Below are 14746 nucleotides of genomic sequence, written 5' to 3'. Positions count from 1 at the left end.
CGGCTGTTTGAAGGCAAGAGCGAGGCGATTGATGGGCGATGCCGGGCAAAGTTTTGTCCGCCGGCGCCCATCTTGGGCACGATCGTTCCGGCAGGTCAGGCAGTGCTTCAGCCAAGCCGCATCGACAGTTCAACATCCTCGCCGAACGGCGTGGACATGTAGCCATTCCCGGTCGAGCGCACCCGCTCGAGGTATTCGGGGCAAAGATCTGCGTTGTCGGCAACGACGAAGGCGCCCGGCCTGAGGCGGCTTTCAACCAGACTCAAGATCTCGGGATAGAGCGCTTTGGCGCCGTCGAGCAGAAGCAGGTCGACGCTTTCGGGAAGATCGACGCTTAATGTTTGCAGCGCGTCTCCTTCGCGGATTTCCACCATGTCAATGAGACCGCCTGCTGTCAGATTACTCCTCGCGCGCGCGACCTTGGATGGCTCGAACTCGCTGGTGATCAGGCGGCCACCGCCATTGTCCCGCAAGGCTGCGGCAAGGTGCAGGGTCGAGATGCCGAACGAGGTTCCAAATTCAACGATCGTCCGTGCGCCGCTGCCTCGTGCCAGCATGTAGAGCAGCGTGCCGGTCTCTCGCGAGACGGGAAGCCAGAGGTCCTTTAGCCGCCCATAGAAATCGAGGTATTCGGTCTTGCTTCGAACCAGCCGCATCCGCTCCTCGGCGGAGAGTTCCGCCACTGCAGGGCTTGTTGCCGCAGCGGCTTCCTCGAACAGGCGGTCCAGCAGGGGCGCGAGCGGCTTTGTCGTCAGTGTGGTCATAACGGTCTCCAGTCGGAATTGAATGCGTTCTTGTGCGGCATTCAAAATACGACTAATCATTCGCATTCACTAATCGCATTGGCGCGGCTCTCAATGAGCGATCACCGAAGTCCGCGGATTTCCTCGCGAAAACAGCCGAAGCAGGCCCGCTCGGCGGAGCTCGTCGCTGCGATTTTGCAGGCTGCTGTTCAGGTTTTGGCGAAAGAAGGCGCGCAGCGCTTCACCACGGCGCGGGTGGCCGAGAAGGCCGGCGTCAGTGTCGGATCGCTGTATCAGTATTTTCCGAACAAGGCGGCGATCCTGTTCCGGCTCCAGAGCGACGAATGGCGGCAGACGACCAGTTTGCTGCGCGATATCCTCGAGGATATCAGGAAACCGCCGCTTGACCGGCTGCGCGACCTGGTCCACGCCTTCCTCCGCTCGGAGTGTGACGAAGCCGCGGTGCGTGTGGCGCTCGACGACGCCGCCCCGCTTTACCGCGACGCGCCCGAGGCGCAGGCGGCAAGGGCGTCCGGAGACCGCACCATCCAGCTCTTCATGCAGGAGGCGTTGCCCAACGCCGCGCAAGCGACTCGCGAATTGGCCGGCGATCTGGTCATGACGACGCTTAGCACGGTGGGGAAGCAGTTCTCGGAGTTGCCCCGAACCCCCGCGGAGATTGAAGCCTACGCCGACGCCATGGCCGACATGTTCTGCGCCTACCTGAGAGGCCTCGATCACGGCTAAGGCAAATGCCAGGCCCGGTCAGCAAGCAGGGCGAAGTTTCGCACGGGGCAAACCTTGTTGGTTTCAGCCCCGCGGAAAACCGCCTTTATCCGCGGCCGTTCGAACAATGCGGCCGCGAACCGGGTACGCCTCAGACGTACCGGTTGACGATGTTCTCGAGTAGCTCCTGGCGGCCGGATCTGGGCTGCGGCTCGATCTTCTCTTTGACGACGCGCTCGGCGATTTCCTCCAGCGTGCGCTTGCCGGCAAGCATCGCCTTGGCCTCGGCCGAATCCCAGCCGGCATAGCGCTCGGCGAGCGGGGCGGACAGCGCCTTGTCCTCGACCATGCGCGCTGCCGCCTTGAGGCCGCGAGCGCAGCAGTCCATGCCGCCGATATGGCCGATCAGCAGATCCTGCGGATCGAGCGACTGGCGCCTGAGCTTGGCGTCGAAATTGGTGCCGCCGGTCTTGAAGCCGCCGGCCTGCAGCACCTGGTAGTAGGCCAGAGCCATCTCCGGCACATTGTTGGGGAACTGATCGGTGTCCCAGCCCGACTGGTAGTCGTTGCGGTTCATGTCGATCGAACCGAAAATGCCGAGCGTATTGGCCAGCGCCAGTTCATGCTCGAACGAATGGCCGGCCAGGATGGCGTGGCCCTGCTCGATGTTGAGCTTGACCTCGTTCTCCAGTCCGAAACGCTTGAGGAAGCCATAGACGGTGGCGACGTCGTAATCATACTGGTGCTTGGTCGGCTCCTGAGGCTTCGGCTCGATCAGGATGGTTCCTTCGAAGCCGATCCTGTGCTTGTAATCGACGACCAGGTTGAGGAAACGGCCGGCCTGTTCCTGCTCGCGGGCAAGGTCGGTGTTGAGCAGCGTCTCATAGCCCTCGCGGCCGCCCCACAGCACGTAGTTCTCGCCGTTCAGCCGCTTGGTGACGTCGATGCAGTGTTTCACCGTCGCCGCCGAATAGGCAAAGACGTCCGGATCGGGATTGGTGGCGGCGCCCGACATGAAGCGGCGGTTGGAGAACAGGTTGGCCGTGCCCCACAGCAGCTTGACGCCGGTCTGCTTCATCTTTCCCGAGAAATAATCGGCGATCTCGTCGAGCCGCGCCGCACTTTCGGAAAAGTCCCGGCCCTCCGGCCGCACGTCGGCATCGTGGAAGCAGAAATAAGGCGCGCCCAGCAGCGAAAACATCTCGAAGGCGACGTCGGCCTTGAGTTTGGCCAGCTCCATCGTGTCGGTACCGCCGGCCTTGGGGAACCATGGCCGGTCGAACGTCTGACCGCCGAACGGATCGCCGCCCGGCCAGGCGAAGGAATGCCAATAGGCGACGGCAAAGCGCAGATGGTCTTCCAGCCGCTTGCCGGCGACGATCTCGTCGGGATTGTAGAACCGATAGGCCAGCGGATTGGTCGAATCCGGTCCCTCGTATTTGATCTGTTGGATGTCGCCGAAAAAACCGCTGCTCATGTTTTTTTCCTCTCGCATGGTTCGGCCTGATTACCTCAGGCGTAATTGGTTTCGCGCTGGCGCTGGTCGAAAAGGCTCATGTCAAAGCCACCCAACGAAGGAGACAGACCATGACCGACCTCAACACCATTGCCGAAAACTACATCGCCGCCTGGAACGAGAGCGACGCCGCACGCAGGAAAGCCTTGCTCGAGGCGACCTTCACCGAGGACGTCGGCTATCGCGATCCGATCATGCGGGGCGACGGCCATGACGGCATCGCGGCGCTGATCGACGGCGTGCAGCAGCGCTTTGCCGGCTTCAGGTTCTCGCTGAAAGGCAAGCCGGACGGCTTCGCCGATACCATCCGTTTCTCCTGGAACCTCGGGCCGGACGGCACCGAATCCGTCATCGAAGGCACCGATATCGGCGTCATCGAAAATGGCCGGCTGAAAAGCGTCACCGGCTTTCTCGACAAGGTGCCGGCACAGTGAGGCCTTCTCGGCAGGCTGCGGCGTGGGCGGGAAACCGTTCACGCCGTGGCGCCTCTGACCGCCGGATAAAGCTGGCGATAGCGCTGATAGGCTTGCGCATAGGCGTCACCGAGGGCGGCGACCGGCTCGACCGTGGCGTCGGTCGCCGGTGCCGTGCAGACGGCGCGCGGATCGGCGCCTGTCGCCGCGATCAGGCCAAGCCGGGCCGCTCCGAAGGCGGCGCCGAAATCGCCGTCGGCTGGGATATCGACCGGCAGGCCAAGCGCTGTGGCGATGGCCTTCAGCCAGTAGCGCGAACGCGAGCCGCCGCCGATCGCCGTCACCCGGGTCAGCGTCGTACCGGCTTTGGCCAGGGCTTCGAGGCTGTCGCGGAAAGCGAAGGCGACGCCTTCGAGCACGGCCTGGGTCAGCGCCGCGCGGCCGGACTCGTGGGCAAGCCCGGTAAAGGCGCCCCGAATGACGGAATCATTGTGAGGCGTCCGCTCGCCTGACAGGTACGGCAGGAAGGAGACACCGCTCGGCGCCTGCAGCGCATCGCCGAGTTCGGCGGTCAACTCGCCGGCACTTTTTCCAGCGATCCCCGACAGCCAGTTGAGCGAATCGGTTGCCGACAGGATGACGCCCATCTGGTGCCAGGTGCCGGGCAGTGCGTGGCAGAATGTGTGCACGGCGCTTTCCGGATTGGGCAGATACGACGCGTTGGCGGCAAAAAGCACGCCCGACGTGCCGAGCGAGACGAACGCCTGGCCGGCGCCGACCGTGCCCATGCCGCAGGCCGAAGCCGCGTTGTCGCCGGCACCGCCGGCGATCGGGATGCCCGCCTGCATGCCCCATTTGGCGGCCATTTCGGCGCGCAAGGCACCGGCCTTGGCCGTGCCTTCGACCAATGACGGCATCTGCCTTTCGTCGAGCGACGTGACAGCGAGCAGTTCGGCGGACCAGGCGCGTTTGCCGACATCGAGCCACGACGTGCCAGCCGAATCCGACATTTCCGAAATATGCTCGCCGGCGAGCCAGAGCCGCAAAAAGTCCTTCGGCAGCAGAACCTTTGCCACCTTGGCAAAAACAGCCGGTTCGTTGTTCCTGACCCAGGCCAGCTTTGGCGCGGTGAAGCCGGGAAAGACGATGTTGCCGGTCAGCTTGCGAAAGCGCGGGTCGGCATCGAGCGCGGCCGCCTCGGCGTGGCTGCGTGTGTCGTTCCATAGAATGCAGGGGCGCAGCACCTGGTCGGCGGCATCGAGCAGAGTGGCGCCATGCATATGGCCGGAAAGGCCGATGCCGTTGACAGCCGCGAGTTCCTTCGCATGCATCGACCGCAGCTCGCCGACCGCCGCTTCGCAGGCGCGGATCCAGTCGGCCGGGTTCTGCTCGGACCAGCCGGGATGCGGGCGCGACACGTCGAGCGGCGCATGGCCGGAACCGACGATGCTCTGCCTTGCATCGATCAGCAGCGCCTTGACGCCCGACGTGCCGAGATCGAGGCCGAGATACATGTTCCCTCCCATGTCCGTCATGCCTGGCGGCGACGGTCTTTCTTGCTTCGCTGCCCAGTCCTGTGACACGGGCGGCGAAGATATCCCGGCAATCGTGCCGCCGGAAACGCACCCCGGTCAACACGCGAAGATTTTTTCGACGCTCGAAAAAATCAGGGCCGGGGCAGTTTTTAAGGCAAGATGTGGCCGTGGTCAATTCGCCGCGGGAGCGTTTGCACGCCGTGAAAACAGTGCCGACAACGGGCTGTCCGGCCGTGCCAGCGCGCGTTCCGCCGCAAGCGCCCTCGCCAGCGCGCCATCACCGGAACGCAATGCCGCTTCGATCAGTGTCAGGTCGATGACGTCGCGTTGTGCGTGGCTGCCGCCGAAGCGATGGGCGATTGCCCGCATCGGCCGGATCAGGCGTATCGTCCCGGCATAATTGCCCTCGCCGAATGCCTTGATGGCGAGCGTCAGGGGATGGCCGACATCCCTAGTGAAACCGGCGTTGTCGTCCTTGCCGCGCATCGCCTCGCGCTGCGCCTCGAGCAAGTTGCGGGCCGGCGCTTCGAGGCCGGCACCGACAAACGCCATCATCGCGTGGGCGTCGTTGAAGGCATAGTGGCCGGCGCTGGCCATGGGCAACCAGTTGGCGGCGAGCGTCGCCCAGCGCTCGCCGACATCGACGCCGCCGAGATGCAGCCGCCACAGGATCGCCGAGGCATCGACCATGTTGAGCGCCAGCATCGAGCGTTCGCCATAGATCGGCCCGTCATAGAGCGCCAGCACCTCGTCGATTTCGCCGAGATCATAGTGGAACAGTGCCAGATGCCACCAATTGTGCACCTGCAGGAAGCTCTCCCGCGTCCACGCTTCGGGATTGGCGCGCATCCACAGAATGCCGTCCTTCTGCCGGCTCTGCATCTCCATGACATGGGCCACCGCATGCTGGGCCCAGCCGTCGCGCGGCTCGATATCGACCGCCGTGCGGCCAAGTTTTTCGGCGCGCGCGTAATCGCCCATTTCCTCCAGGCCAAAGGCCTGCATGCCGAGTATGGCGTGATAGCCCGGCATGTCGCGCTGCCAGGACGGCAGCGCGCGGCCGATGCGGTCGCGCAGCATGCGCGCATTGCCGGTGAAGAAGTCGATCTGGTGGCCGGTCTGCACCGCCAGCGCATCGAGCGGAAACTCGATGGCGATATCCTCCAGCACGCGGGCGGCCTCGTGCCAGCGTCCATCCGCAAGGTGGTCAAGGGCGGCGACATGCGCCTGCTCGCGCGTTGTCGCGGCAAGTGGCAGCGCTGCCTCGTGACATGCCTTGGCCACCGCCGTCGCTTCGCGCTCTGTGGCAAGGCCAAAGAGGTAACCCTTGAACACATGCGCCATGACGAAGCCGGGATCTTCGGCGATTGCCCGGTCAACGGAACCGACCGGATCGCCGATGAAGCACTGCAATTCGCGAACAGCCCGGCTGTAGGACGACAGCCCGGCCTCCGTCGCGCCAGACAGCGTCAGGCCAAATGCGTCGCTCACCGCCATGGTCTGTCCTCAGTTGCCCGAGCGCATCGCCACTGTCGCGATGCCGGCGCCGACCAGCAGCGTGCCGCCGGTGCGGTTGAAGATGCGGATCGCCTTTGGATTGCGCACGACGTTGCGCGCCCTTGCCGCGATCAGCGCATAACCGAAGGCATTGGCGAAGGCGAGCGCCAGGAAGGTCGTCTCGAAGATCAGCATCTGTGTCCAGAAATCCGCATACCGGTCGAGGAACTGCGGCAGGAAGGCGACAAAAAAGGTGATGCTTTTCGGATTGAGCGCGGTAACCAGCCAGGCGTGCGCCGTCATTTTCGCCGATGACACTGCATCGGTGCGCGGTTCGGCCCGGAGCGCACCGCCGGCGCGAAACAGCTTGATGCCGAGATAGATCAGATAGCCGGCGCCGATCACCTTCAGCACGGTGAATACGGTGGCGGACGCCGCCAGCAGCGCGCCGATACCCAGCATCGACAGTGTCATCGCGGTGAAGTCGCCGAGCGCCACGCCGACTGCCATCGGCAGCGCGGTGCGCCAGCCCTGGCCGAGCGCATAGGACACCACCAGCAGGATGGTGGGACCTGGAATGACCAGAAGGACTGCCGAGGCAGCGGCAAAGGCGGCCCAGTTTTCGAAGGACATTTTCTTCTCCTTGAGCTCAAAGAAGAGGATAAATCCTTGGCCTCGCGCAGATGTAAAGAGGCAAAATCGAAAAAGCCCCTCGTTAACGCCAGGCGGCTGGCCTTCACGCTTTTTCAACCATGATTGGCGAAAATGCCTGGCATACGGCCGGAGCGTGTTTCCCGCCGATAGCGTGGGGTTTTGGGTAAATGCGTGAGTTGCCGCACGGTCTGTCGCTGCCGCACAATGGCGACGCAATCGAAACCGAAATACAGCTTTCCCGTCGCACGGTGCTATCCGGCGCCGGTGCGCTGGCGCTGCTCGGCGTCGCCGGCTGCAGCCAGACGCTGGATCTGCCGTCGCTCCAGCTCGACGACCTCACCACCGGCTCGATCCGGCCCATCCGTCCGAGTATCAGCGTCGACAAGAACATCACCAGCCCCGACGTGATGTACGCTTCGCTCACCGACGGTGGCTTCAATGTGCCGGAAGTGCCCTACCTCAAGGTCAAGCCGGAGTTCCGCCGCCAGATCGTCGTCGATCCGACCGGCGAGCAACCCGGCACCATCGTCGTTCACTCGCAGGAACGGCTGCTCTATCTGGTGCAGCCCGGCGGCGAGGCGATCCGTTACGGCGTCGGCATCGGCAAGGACGGATTCCGCTGGTCCGGCCGCGCCAACATCCAGTACGGCAAGGAATGGCCGGTCTGGACCCCGCCGCCCGAGATGATCGCCCGCAGGCCGGAACTGGTGAAATGGCAAAGCGGACAGCCGGGCGGCCTCGACAATCCGCTCGGCGCGCGTGCCCTCTACATCTATCAGAACGGCAGCGACACCGGCTATCGCATCCACGGCTCGCCCGAATGGTGGAGCATCGGCCAGGCGATGTCGTCGGGCTGCGTGCGCCTGATCAACCAGGACATCATCGATCTCTACAGCCGCGTCTCCAAGAAGAATCCGGTCGTCGTCGTCTGACCGGCGGCTGCTGCCCTTCGTCATCGACTCTGCCGTTGCGCGATGCCGCAAGACAGGCGAATGTGCCTGCGATTTTCACCGCCCGGGAGACGTGAACAATGGCCGGAACTTTTGTCATCGCGCAAGGCGGCGGCCCGACCGCCGTCATCAACCAGACGGTGGTTGGCGCCGCGCTCGAAATCCGCAAGCGGCATCCCGGCGCCAAGGTGCTTGGTTCCATCCACGGCGTGCGCGGCATCCGCGACGGCAATTACGTCGATCTTTCGGCCATCCCCGAGGACCGCCTGCGATTGATCGCGGCGACGCCGAGCGCCGCGCTTGGTTCGACGCGCGACAAGCCGGATGCCGCCTATTGCGACCTCATCCTCAACGGCTTGAAGAAAGCCGGCGCCGATGCCTTCATCTATATCGGCGGCAACGACACCTCGGGCACGCAGCAGATCCTCACCGACGCCGCCGGCGGCAAGATCGCCTTCGTGCATGCGCCGAAAACCATCGACAACGATCTCGAGGAGAACGATCACACGCCCGGCTTCATGTCGGCGGCCGAGTTCGTCGCTGGAGCATTCCTTTCGGTCGATCTCGATTTCCGCGCTCTGCCGGGCATCTATGTCGGCATTGTCATGGGGCGGCATGCCGGTTTCCTGACGGCCGCGTCCGCGGCCTGGCAGCTCGATCAGGACAGCGGCCCGCATCTCGTCTACGTACCGGAGCGGCCGTTCTCCGCGGCGGGCTTCATCGACGACGTTCGTGCAACGCTCGACCGCCACAAGCGCTGCATCGTTGCCGTCTCCGAAGGCGTCAGCACCGCCGACGGCAAAGCGCTGGTCGAAAGCCTGGTGCCGCCGGAAAGGCTGGAGCGCGACCAGCACGGCAACGTCAAGCTGTCGGGCAGTGACCTGCCGGCAGCCTTGGAGCGCGCGCTCGCCGAAGGATTGCCGGGCAAGCGGGCGCGCGTCGATGCGCTCGGCTATATGCCGCGCGGCTATGTCGGCGCCATCAGCGCGGTGGACGCGCAGGAGGCCTTCGATGCCGGCGCCTTCGCGGTGACGGTGGCCGACGAGGGCGGCGGTTCGGTGGCGCTGCAATATGACGGCAAGAAAACCGTGCTGAAGAAGGTGCCGCTGAAGAACGTCGCCGGCAAGACGCGCCATATGCCGGATGATTTCATGCTGCCCGACGTCAACCGGCTGTCCGACGCGGGGATGGCCTATCTGAAGCGGCTGGTCCCGCAAAAGTACAAGGTCGGCAAGCCGTTCGTCTGATGCGGCGTTGATCTGATGGACAGCTGGTTCAGCAAAACCATCGTCGACGCCAAGACGACGATGCTGACCGAGCCCTTCGTGCATGATTTCGTGCGTGCCAACATCTGGCATTTGCGCGGCCGCGATGTCGACCTGCTGGTCGACACCGGCATGGGGATCTGCCCGCTGGCGCCGCAGATCGACACGCCGTCCGGCAAGCCGCTGCTCGCCGTCGCCACGCATATCCATCTCGATCATGTCGGCTCGCTGCACGAGTTTCCGTTGCGGGCAGGGCCGCGCCACAGCGCCGCGCAGTTCGACAGCATGGATGAAGCGGTGACCTACGCGTACATGTTCCATGATCTGGAAGGCGCCGTCTCCAGGCTGCCGGCGCCGGGCTGGAGAGCCGCCGATTACAGGATTCCGCCGGCGCCTCTGGCCCGGACCCTGGACGAGGGCGACAGGATCGACCTCGGCGATCGGCAGTTCCGCGTCCTGCATCTGCCCGGCCACTCTCCGGATTCGATCGCGCTGTTCGACGAGGCAGACGGCCTGTTCTTCGCCGGCGACGCCATCTACGACGCCATGCTGATCGACGACCTGCCGGATTCGGATCGTGCCGCCTACCGCCGCACGATGCAGCGGCTGCTCGACCTGCCGATCCGGATCGGCCATGGCGGTCATGGACCGAGCTTCGACGGCAGGCGGATGCGCGAGATCGCCACCACCTATCTCAGCCGGACCGACGGGACAGGCGAATAGGAGGCCTCGGCTGAGGCGGCGCAAATCTGAAGCGATTTGTCTTGCGCAGCTATTTTGTTCTTGCTTTGTGCCGGCAGCTATGCTACTAATATCGGTATGGTGCTGATTCGCCCCAACCGACCCGCCCCTCCCGAGGCGGGTTTTGTATTTTCGGGTTTCGGCGCCAACGCCGCGAGGCGGTTGCCGGCTGGAAATTAAATCTTCGTAATATTATCTGGAAACCATAATCGGCGCCCTAGATGCGGGGCTGTCGATCCGGTCGGCTGCCGTGACAGGCGAGACAGGCAAGGCCGACGACCGACGCGCCGATGAATTGTTCCGGTGACGGAACGTCGCCGCGCAAGACCAATCTCTCGCCCGGACAACGGCCATGTCACCAATCCAGACCCTTCGCAGACATCGCGTCGCCGCTCTGCTGGGCGCCGCGCTGATCGTCAGCCCCTTCGCCCTGTCCTTCGCTCCCAGGCTGAATGATGTCCTGGCGGCAACAGTGACCCCACCTGTCACCGGCATGACGGCGCCCCGCGGCTCGTTCGCTCCGGTCGTGGCGGCCGACAAACCGGCAGTGGTGACGATCACCACCCTCATGAAATCGGCGCAGTCGGACACCACGAGCGAGGCCTCCCCATTCGGTGGCAACGAGTTCGGTGGCAACTCGCCTTTCGACGACTATTTCCGCCGTTTCTTCGGTGACCAGGGACTGCCCGCCCCCAAGACACCGCCGGAACAGGCGCCGCGCACCGAGGCCCTCGGCTCAGGCTTCATCGTCGGTGCCGACGGCATGATCGTCACCAACAATCACGTCGTCGACGGCGCCCAGTCGGTCAAGGTGATGCTCGACGACGGCACCGAGCTTCCCGCCAAATTGATCGGCCATGACACGAAGAACGACCTTGCCGTGCTCAAGGTCAACGCCGGCAAGCCCTTGCCGACCGTCAAATGGGGCGATTCGGACAAGCTCATGCCGGGCGACCAGGTGCTCGCCTTCGGCAATCCTTTCGGCCTTGGCACCACGGTCACCGCCGGCATTGTCTCGGCGCGCGGCCGCGATCTGCACAGCGGCCCGTTTGACGACTTCATCCAGATCGACGCACCGATCAACCGGGGCAATTCCGGCGGCCCGCTGACGGATGTGTACGGCGATGTCGTCGGCATCAACACCGCGATCTTTTCGCCGAATGGCGGCAGCGTCGGCGTCGGCTTCGCCATCCCCTCGGACCAGGCGCAAAAGGTCGTCGCCAAGCTGATGAAGGGCGGCTCCATCCAGTACGGCTATCTCGGCGTCCAGATCCAGCCGGTGACGCCTGATGTGGCGAGCGCCATCGGCCTCGATCACCCTACCGGCGTGCTGGTCGCGCAGGTCAGCGACGGATCGCCGGCCGCCAAGGCCGGCATCGAGACCGGCGATGTCATTACCAGCTTCGCCGGCCAGGACATAAAGGATCCGAGGGATCTGTCGCGCGCCGTCGCTGACGTTGCGCCTGGCACGAGGGAAGCCCTCAATGTCTGGCGCAAGGGGAAAAGCCTGCAGATCTCCGTCGAGATCGGGCGCAACGAAGACGACACGGCGACGGGATCGGTGACCGGCGATTCAGGTCAGCCGTCGACGGGGCAGGGCCTTCGCGCACCGGCGCTCGGTCTCGGCCTGATGGACCTCACTCCTGATGTGCGCCAGGCAATGAACCTGCCAGAAAACCAGCACGGCGCACTGGTCGAGCGCGTCGACCCGAACAAGGCGGCGTCGGCTTCCGGCATCCAGCCCGGCGACATCATCGTCGGCGTCGACCAGACTCCGGTGAGGAGCGCCAGGCAGGCAAATCAGGCGATTGTGCAGGCCGCCAAATCCGGCAAGAAATCGGTGCTGCTGCTTGTCGAGCGCGGCGACGCCCAGATGTTCGTCGCCGTCCCCTTCGCCAGCGGCTGAAGCGGGCGCCGCGCTGCCAAGATCGATGTAGAGCATTGCCGCTGGGCCGGAGCCAAGATTTCGGTTGCCCGCGCTCGCGTCTTCGAGAAAACTGACAAAGGTCGATTGGACCTTGCGCAAACGGATATTCTCGATGGTTACCCGAGGTTTCTCTTCCGGACGAAAGCCGCCGACGGATACGGATGCACGTATCCCGCCGGGGCAATATCTCGAGCAAGGTTTCCCGGTCCTGTCGGCCGGCCCGACGCCGCATGTCCGCACCGAGGATTGGTCGTTCACGCTTAAGCACGGGCCGCGGCCGATCAAGAAGTGGAACTGGGCCGAGTTCAACGCGCTGCCCTTGACCAAGATGACGCGCGACATCCATTGCGTCACCGCATGGACCAAGTTCGACACGGCGTGGCAGGGCGTGCTCGTCGACGACATCCTTGCCGACGCCGGCATCGAGCCGCCCTCCGCCTTCACGCTGGCGCTGGGTTTCGACGGCTATTCCACCAACGTGCCGACGAAGGATATCACCGGCGGCAAGGCGATGGTGGCACTGCTTTATGAAGGCAAGCCGATCACTCCCGACCATGGCGGCCCGGCCCGGCTGCTCGTTCCGCATCTCTATTTCTGGAAATCGGCCAAATGGCTGAACGGGCTGCAGTTCACAGAGCGTGACGAGCCGGGTTTCTGGGAGTTGCGAGGCTATCATATCTATGGCGATCCGTGGCGCGAGCAGCGCTACACGAACGATCCATGAGCGACGGCCCGGCGGCGCAGTCGCCCTGGCAGACGGTCACCATCACCCGCATCCAAAAGCGCACGCCGCGCGTCACCAGCTTTTTCCTGCAGCCGTTGCGGCCCTTCGTCTACCGCGCCGGACAGCATGTCGATGTCAGGCTGACGGCGCCGGACGGCTATCAGGCGCGCCGCTCCTACTCCATCGCCTCGGCGCCGGAAGCCGGCGAGACCATCGAGCTGGCGATTGAAAAACTCGAGGACGGCGAGGTCTCGCCGTTCTTTCACGAGATCGCGGCGGTGGGCGACGAGGTCGAGTTGCGCGGGCCGCTCGGCGGCCATTTCGTCTGGTCCGACGGCGATGGCGGACCGCTCCTGCTCGTCGGCGGTGGGTCGGGCGTGGTGCCACTGATGTCGATGGTCCGTCACCGGGCGATGCGGGGATCGCTGGTCGCCGCCGCCTTGGTGTTTTCGGCGCGGGTCTGGGACGAGGTGATCTTTCGCGACGAGTTGATCGACCTCGCCGAGCGCCGGGATGGCTTCGACCTGGTGTTGACGCTGACGCGCGAGCCGGCCCGCCGTCCGGCAGATCATGCGCGGCGGGTCGACGCCGCGATGATGGTGCAAGCCATGACGAGGCTGCCCGCGCCGCCGAAGCTCGCCTTTGTCTGCGGCTCGAACGCATTCGTGACGGCCGCCGCCGAGGCACTGATCGATGCCGGGGTGCCTGCGGCACTCATCCGCACCGAACGCTACGGGGTCTGACCTGGTTCTTGCGCGGTTGCTGCCTTCGCCGGCCGGCATAAGCGGGCCGAAAACCGGCAGAACGGTGAGGCCGCGTTTGGCCGAAATGGTTAACGATTCGACAAAGAACCTCGGCCGCGACTTTTATCGGTTTAAAAAATCGAACCGAACGGTTCGTTTCTGTTGACAATGCGTGCAGGACGCTGTGAACGCTGCCTCCCCAAGTCACCTTGCAGCCAGACCGATACTATGGGCTATCTACTTGATATTTAGCAATAAAATTGTGGCTAAGGGAATCTCTGGCGCAATTTCAAGGTGTAGATTCTTGGTCCACACCAAACAACTTCGTGATTGGAAACTGGCCATCGCCTTTCCCACATCGGGGCTGTCCGAACGACGCGAATTCCTCCCAAGACACGCCGCTGGACGGACGGAAAAACTGAGATACTGGAGTACTAAAAAATGAAAAAGATCGCTCTTGCCGCCGTCGCCGTTTTGGCCATCACCGGCAGCGCCTTCTCTGGCAGCGACAACTTTGGTTCCAAGGGTGCGAACCAGCCTGCCGCTTCGGTCGACAGCTCGTATACGGCTTCCATTCAGAAGCCGGCTCATGCTGACCAGCAGCCTGTCCAGGGCGCCGACCGTAACCTCTTCGGCAACAACTAACAGCCGATCCCAGCATCAGGGCGGCGGGCATATCCGCCGTCCGGGGATCTGAAAAATTCAGGAGTATTAAGATGAAAAAGATCGTTCTTGCTGCCGCCGCCGTTTTGGCCATCACCGGCAGCGCCTTCGCCGGCAGCGACAACTTTGGTTCCAACGGAGCCAACCCGCCTGCTGTCTCGGTCGACAGCTCCTACACGGCTTCCGTCAAGACGTCGAACCAGGCTGAAAAGCAGCCGGTTGTCCAGGGCGCCGACCGTAACCTCTTCGGCAACAACTAACAGCCGATCCCACCATCAAGGCGGCGGCATGCCCGCCGCTTGATTTCGAAAATCCAGGAGACCCAAAATGAAAAAGATTGTTCTTACTGCCGCCGCGCTCTTGATTGCCGCCGGCAGCGCTTATGCCCGCAACGACAATGTTGGCGGGACCGACATCAACAAGCAGTCGACCGTCAACGTCGACAAGACGCAGACGTATTCGGTGCGGGACAGCAACTCGCCGATCTACAAGCTGCTGAATTCCTCTGGCGATGTGCCCAAGTCCGCGCCTCAGGGCGCCGACCGCAACCTCTTCGGCAACAACTAGAGTATCCGTGTTGGTCAAGGGAGAGATGGTGTCCAGGTCCGATTGTCCCTGAGTAGTGCGTTTGCGAGGATGATGAGCTTTC

General features: G+C 63.8%; 16 protein-coding genes. 11 read left to right on the top strand and 5 right to left on the bottom strand.

Annotated elements, in window-relative coordinates:
• Positions 1-107: 107 nt before the first annotated feature.
• Positions 108-764, bottom strand: coding sequence for an O-methyltransferase (locus NKH16_RS20465; RefSeq protein WP_352901499.1), 657 nt, complete (start codon positions 762-764; stop codon positions 108-110).
• Positions 765-857: 93 nt separating this feature from the next.
• Here NKH16_RS20465 and NKH16_RS20460 point away from each other — a divergent pair, with 93 nt between their 5' ends.
• Positions 858-1490 (top strand): TetR/AcrR family transcriptional regulator, encoded by a 633-nt coding sequence (locus tag NKH16_RS20460; RefSeq protein WP_352901496.1) that lies wholly within the window; start codon positions 858-860, stop codon positions 1488-1490.
• A 130-nt stretch (positions 1491-1620) separates the two neighbouring features.
• Here the strand turns inward: NKH16_RS20460 and xylA are convergent, their stop codons facing one another.
• Entirely contained in the window at positions 1621-2946 is a 1326-nt protein-coding gene (gene xylA, locus NKH16_RS20455; RefSeq protein WP_352540012.1) for a xylose isomerase, read from the bottom strand.
• 110 nt (positions 2947-3056) lie between these two features.
• Here xylA and NKH16_RS20450 point away from each other — a divergent pair, with 110 nt between their 5' ends.
• Complete coding sequence (locus NKH16_RS20450; protein ID WP_352451610.1) at positions 3057-3419, top strand: nuclear transport factor 2 family protein; 363 nt, start codon at positions 3057-3059, stop codon at positions 3417-3419.
• A 38-nt stretch (positions 3420-3457) separates the two neighbouring features.
• Here the strand turns inward: NKH16_RS20450 and xylB are convergent, their stop codons facing one another.
• The 3 genes from xylB to NKH16_RS20435 all read right to left on the bottom strand — a co-directional run bounded on the left by xylB (position 3458) and on the right by NKH16_RS20435 (position 7063).
• Positions 3458-4912, bottom strand: coding sequence for a xylulokinase (gene xylB / locus NKH16_RS20445; protein ID WP_352901584.1), 1455 nt, complete (start codon positions 4910-4912; stop codon positions 3458-3460).
• Positions 4913-5104: 192 nt separating this feature from the next.
• Entirely contained in the window at positions 5105-6430 is a 1326-nt protein-coding gene (locus NKH16_RS20440) for a tetratricopeptide repeat protein (RefSeq protein WP_352901493.1), read from the bottom strand.
• 9 nt (positions 6431-6439) lie between these two features.
• Positions 6440-7063 carry a LysE family translocator gene (locus NKH16_RS20435; protein ID WP_352472533.1) on the bottom strand — a complete coding sequence of 208 codons (624 nt, stop codon included), beginning with the start codon at positions 7061-7063 and terminating at the stop codon, positions 6440-6442.
• A gap of 188 nt (positions 7064-7251) precedes the next feature.
• On the opposite strand from NKH16_RS20435, the gene NKH16_RS20430 reads away from it, so the two are divergent.
• The 9 genes from NKH16_RS20430 (at position 7252) to NKH16_RS20390 (ending at position 14664) form a co-directional block, all read left to right on the top strand.
• Complete coding sequence (locus tag NKH16_RS20430; protein ID WP_352871916.1) at positions 7252-8016, top strand: L,D-transpeptidase; 765 nt, start codon at positions 7252-7254, stop codon at positions 8014-8016.
• A gap of 98 nt (positions 8017-8114) precedes the next feature.
• Positions 8115-9281: a diphosphate--fructose-6-phosphate 1-phosphotransferase gene (locus NKH16_RS20425; protein WP_352451606.1), complete on the top strand. Its 1167-nt coding sequence runs from the start codon at positions 8115-8117 to the stop codon at positions 9279-9281.
• A 15-nt stretch (positions 9282-9296) separates the two neighbouring features.
• A complete protein-coding gene (locus NKH16_RS20420) occupies positions 9297-10022 on the top strand; it encodes an MBL fold metallo-hydrolase (RefSeq protein ID WP_352871914.1) in 726 nt (241 codons plus the stop codon).
• A gap of 370 nt (positions 10023-10392) precedes the next feature.
• Positions 10393-11946, top strand: coding sequence for a DegQ family serine endoprotease (locus NKH16_RS20415; RefSeq protein WP_352901490.1), 1554 nt, complete (start codon positions 10393-10395; stop codon positions 11944-11946).
• A gap of 133 nt (positions 11947-12079) precedes the next feature.
• Positions 12080-12691, top strand: coding sequence for a molybdopterin-dependent oxidoreductase (locus NKH16_RS20410; RefSeq protein ID WP_352871911.1), 612 nt, complete (start codon positions 12080-12082; stop codon positions 12689-12691).
• Complete coding sequence (locus NKH16_RS20405; RefSeq protein WP_352871909.1) at positions 12688-13434, top strand: FAD-binding oxidoreductase; 747 nt, start codon at positions 12688-12690, stop codon at positions 13432-13434. Before NKH16_RS20410 ends, NKH16_RS20405 begins: the two co-directional genes overlap by 4 nt.
• A 441-nt stretch (positions 13435-13875) precedes the next feature.
• A complete protein-coding gene (locus tag NKH16_RS20400) occupies positions 13876-14079 on the top strand; it encodes a DUF680 domain-containing protein (protein WP_023680227.1) in 204 nt (67 codons plus the stop codon).
• A 71-nt stretch (positions 14080-14150) separates the two neighbouring features.
• Positions 14151-14357 (top strand): DUF680 domain-containing protein, encoded by a 207-nt coding sequence (locus tag NKH16_RS20395; protein ID WP_352769794.1) that lies wholly within the window; start codon positions 14151-14153, stop codon positions 14355-14357.
• A gap of 67 nt (positions 14358-14424) precedes the next feature.
• Positions 14425-14664 (top strand): DUF680 domain-containing protein, encoded by a 240-nt coding sequence (locus NKH16_RS20390; RefSeq protein ID WP_352454766.1) that lies wholly within the window; start codon positions 14425-14427, stop codon positions 14662-14664.
• The last annotated feature ends 82 nt before the right edge of the window (positions 14665-14746 follow it).

Origin of the sequence: Mesorhizobium sp. M1307, assembly GCF_040318155.1 — a bacterium.
GTDB lineage: Bacteria > Pseudomonadota > Alphaproteobacteria > Rhizobiales > Rhizobiaceae > Mesorhizobium.
Note: the sequence above shows the minus strand (reverse complement) of the source record. Positions and strands in the feature narration are given on the sequence as shown.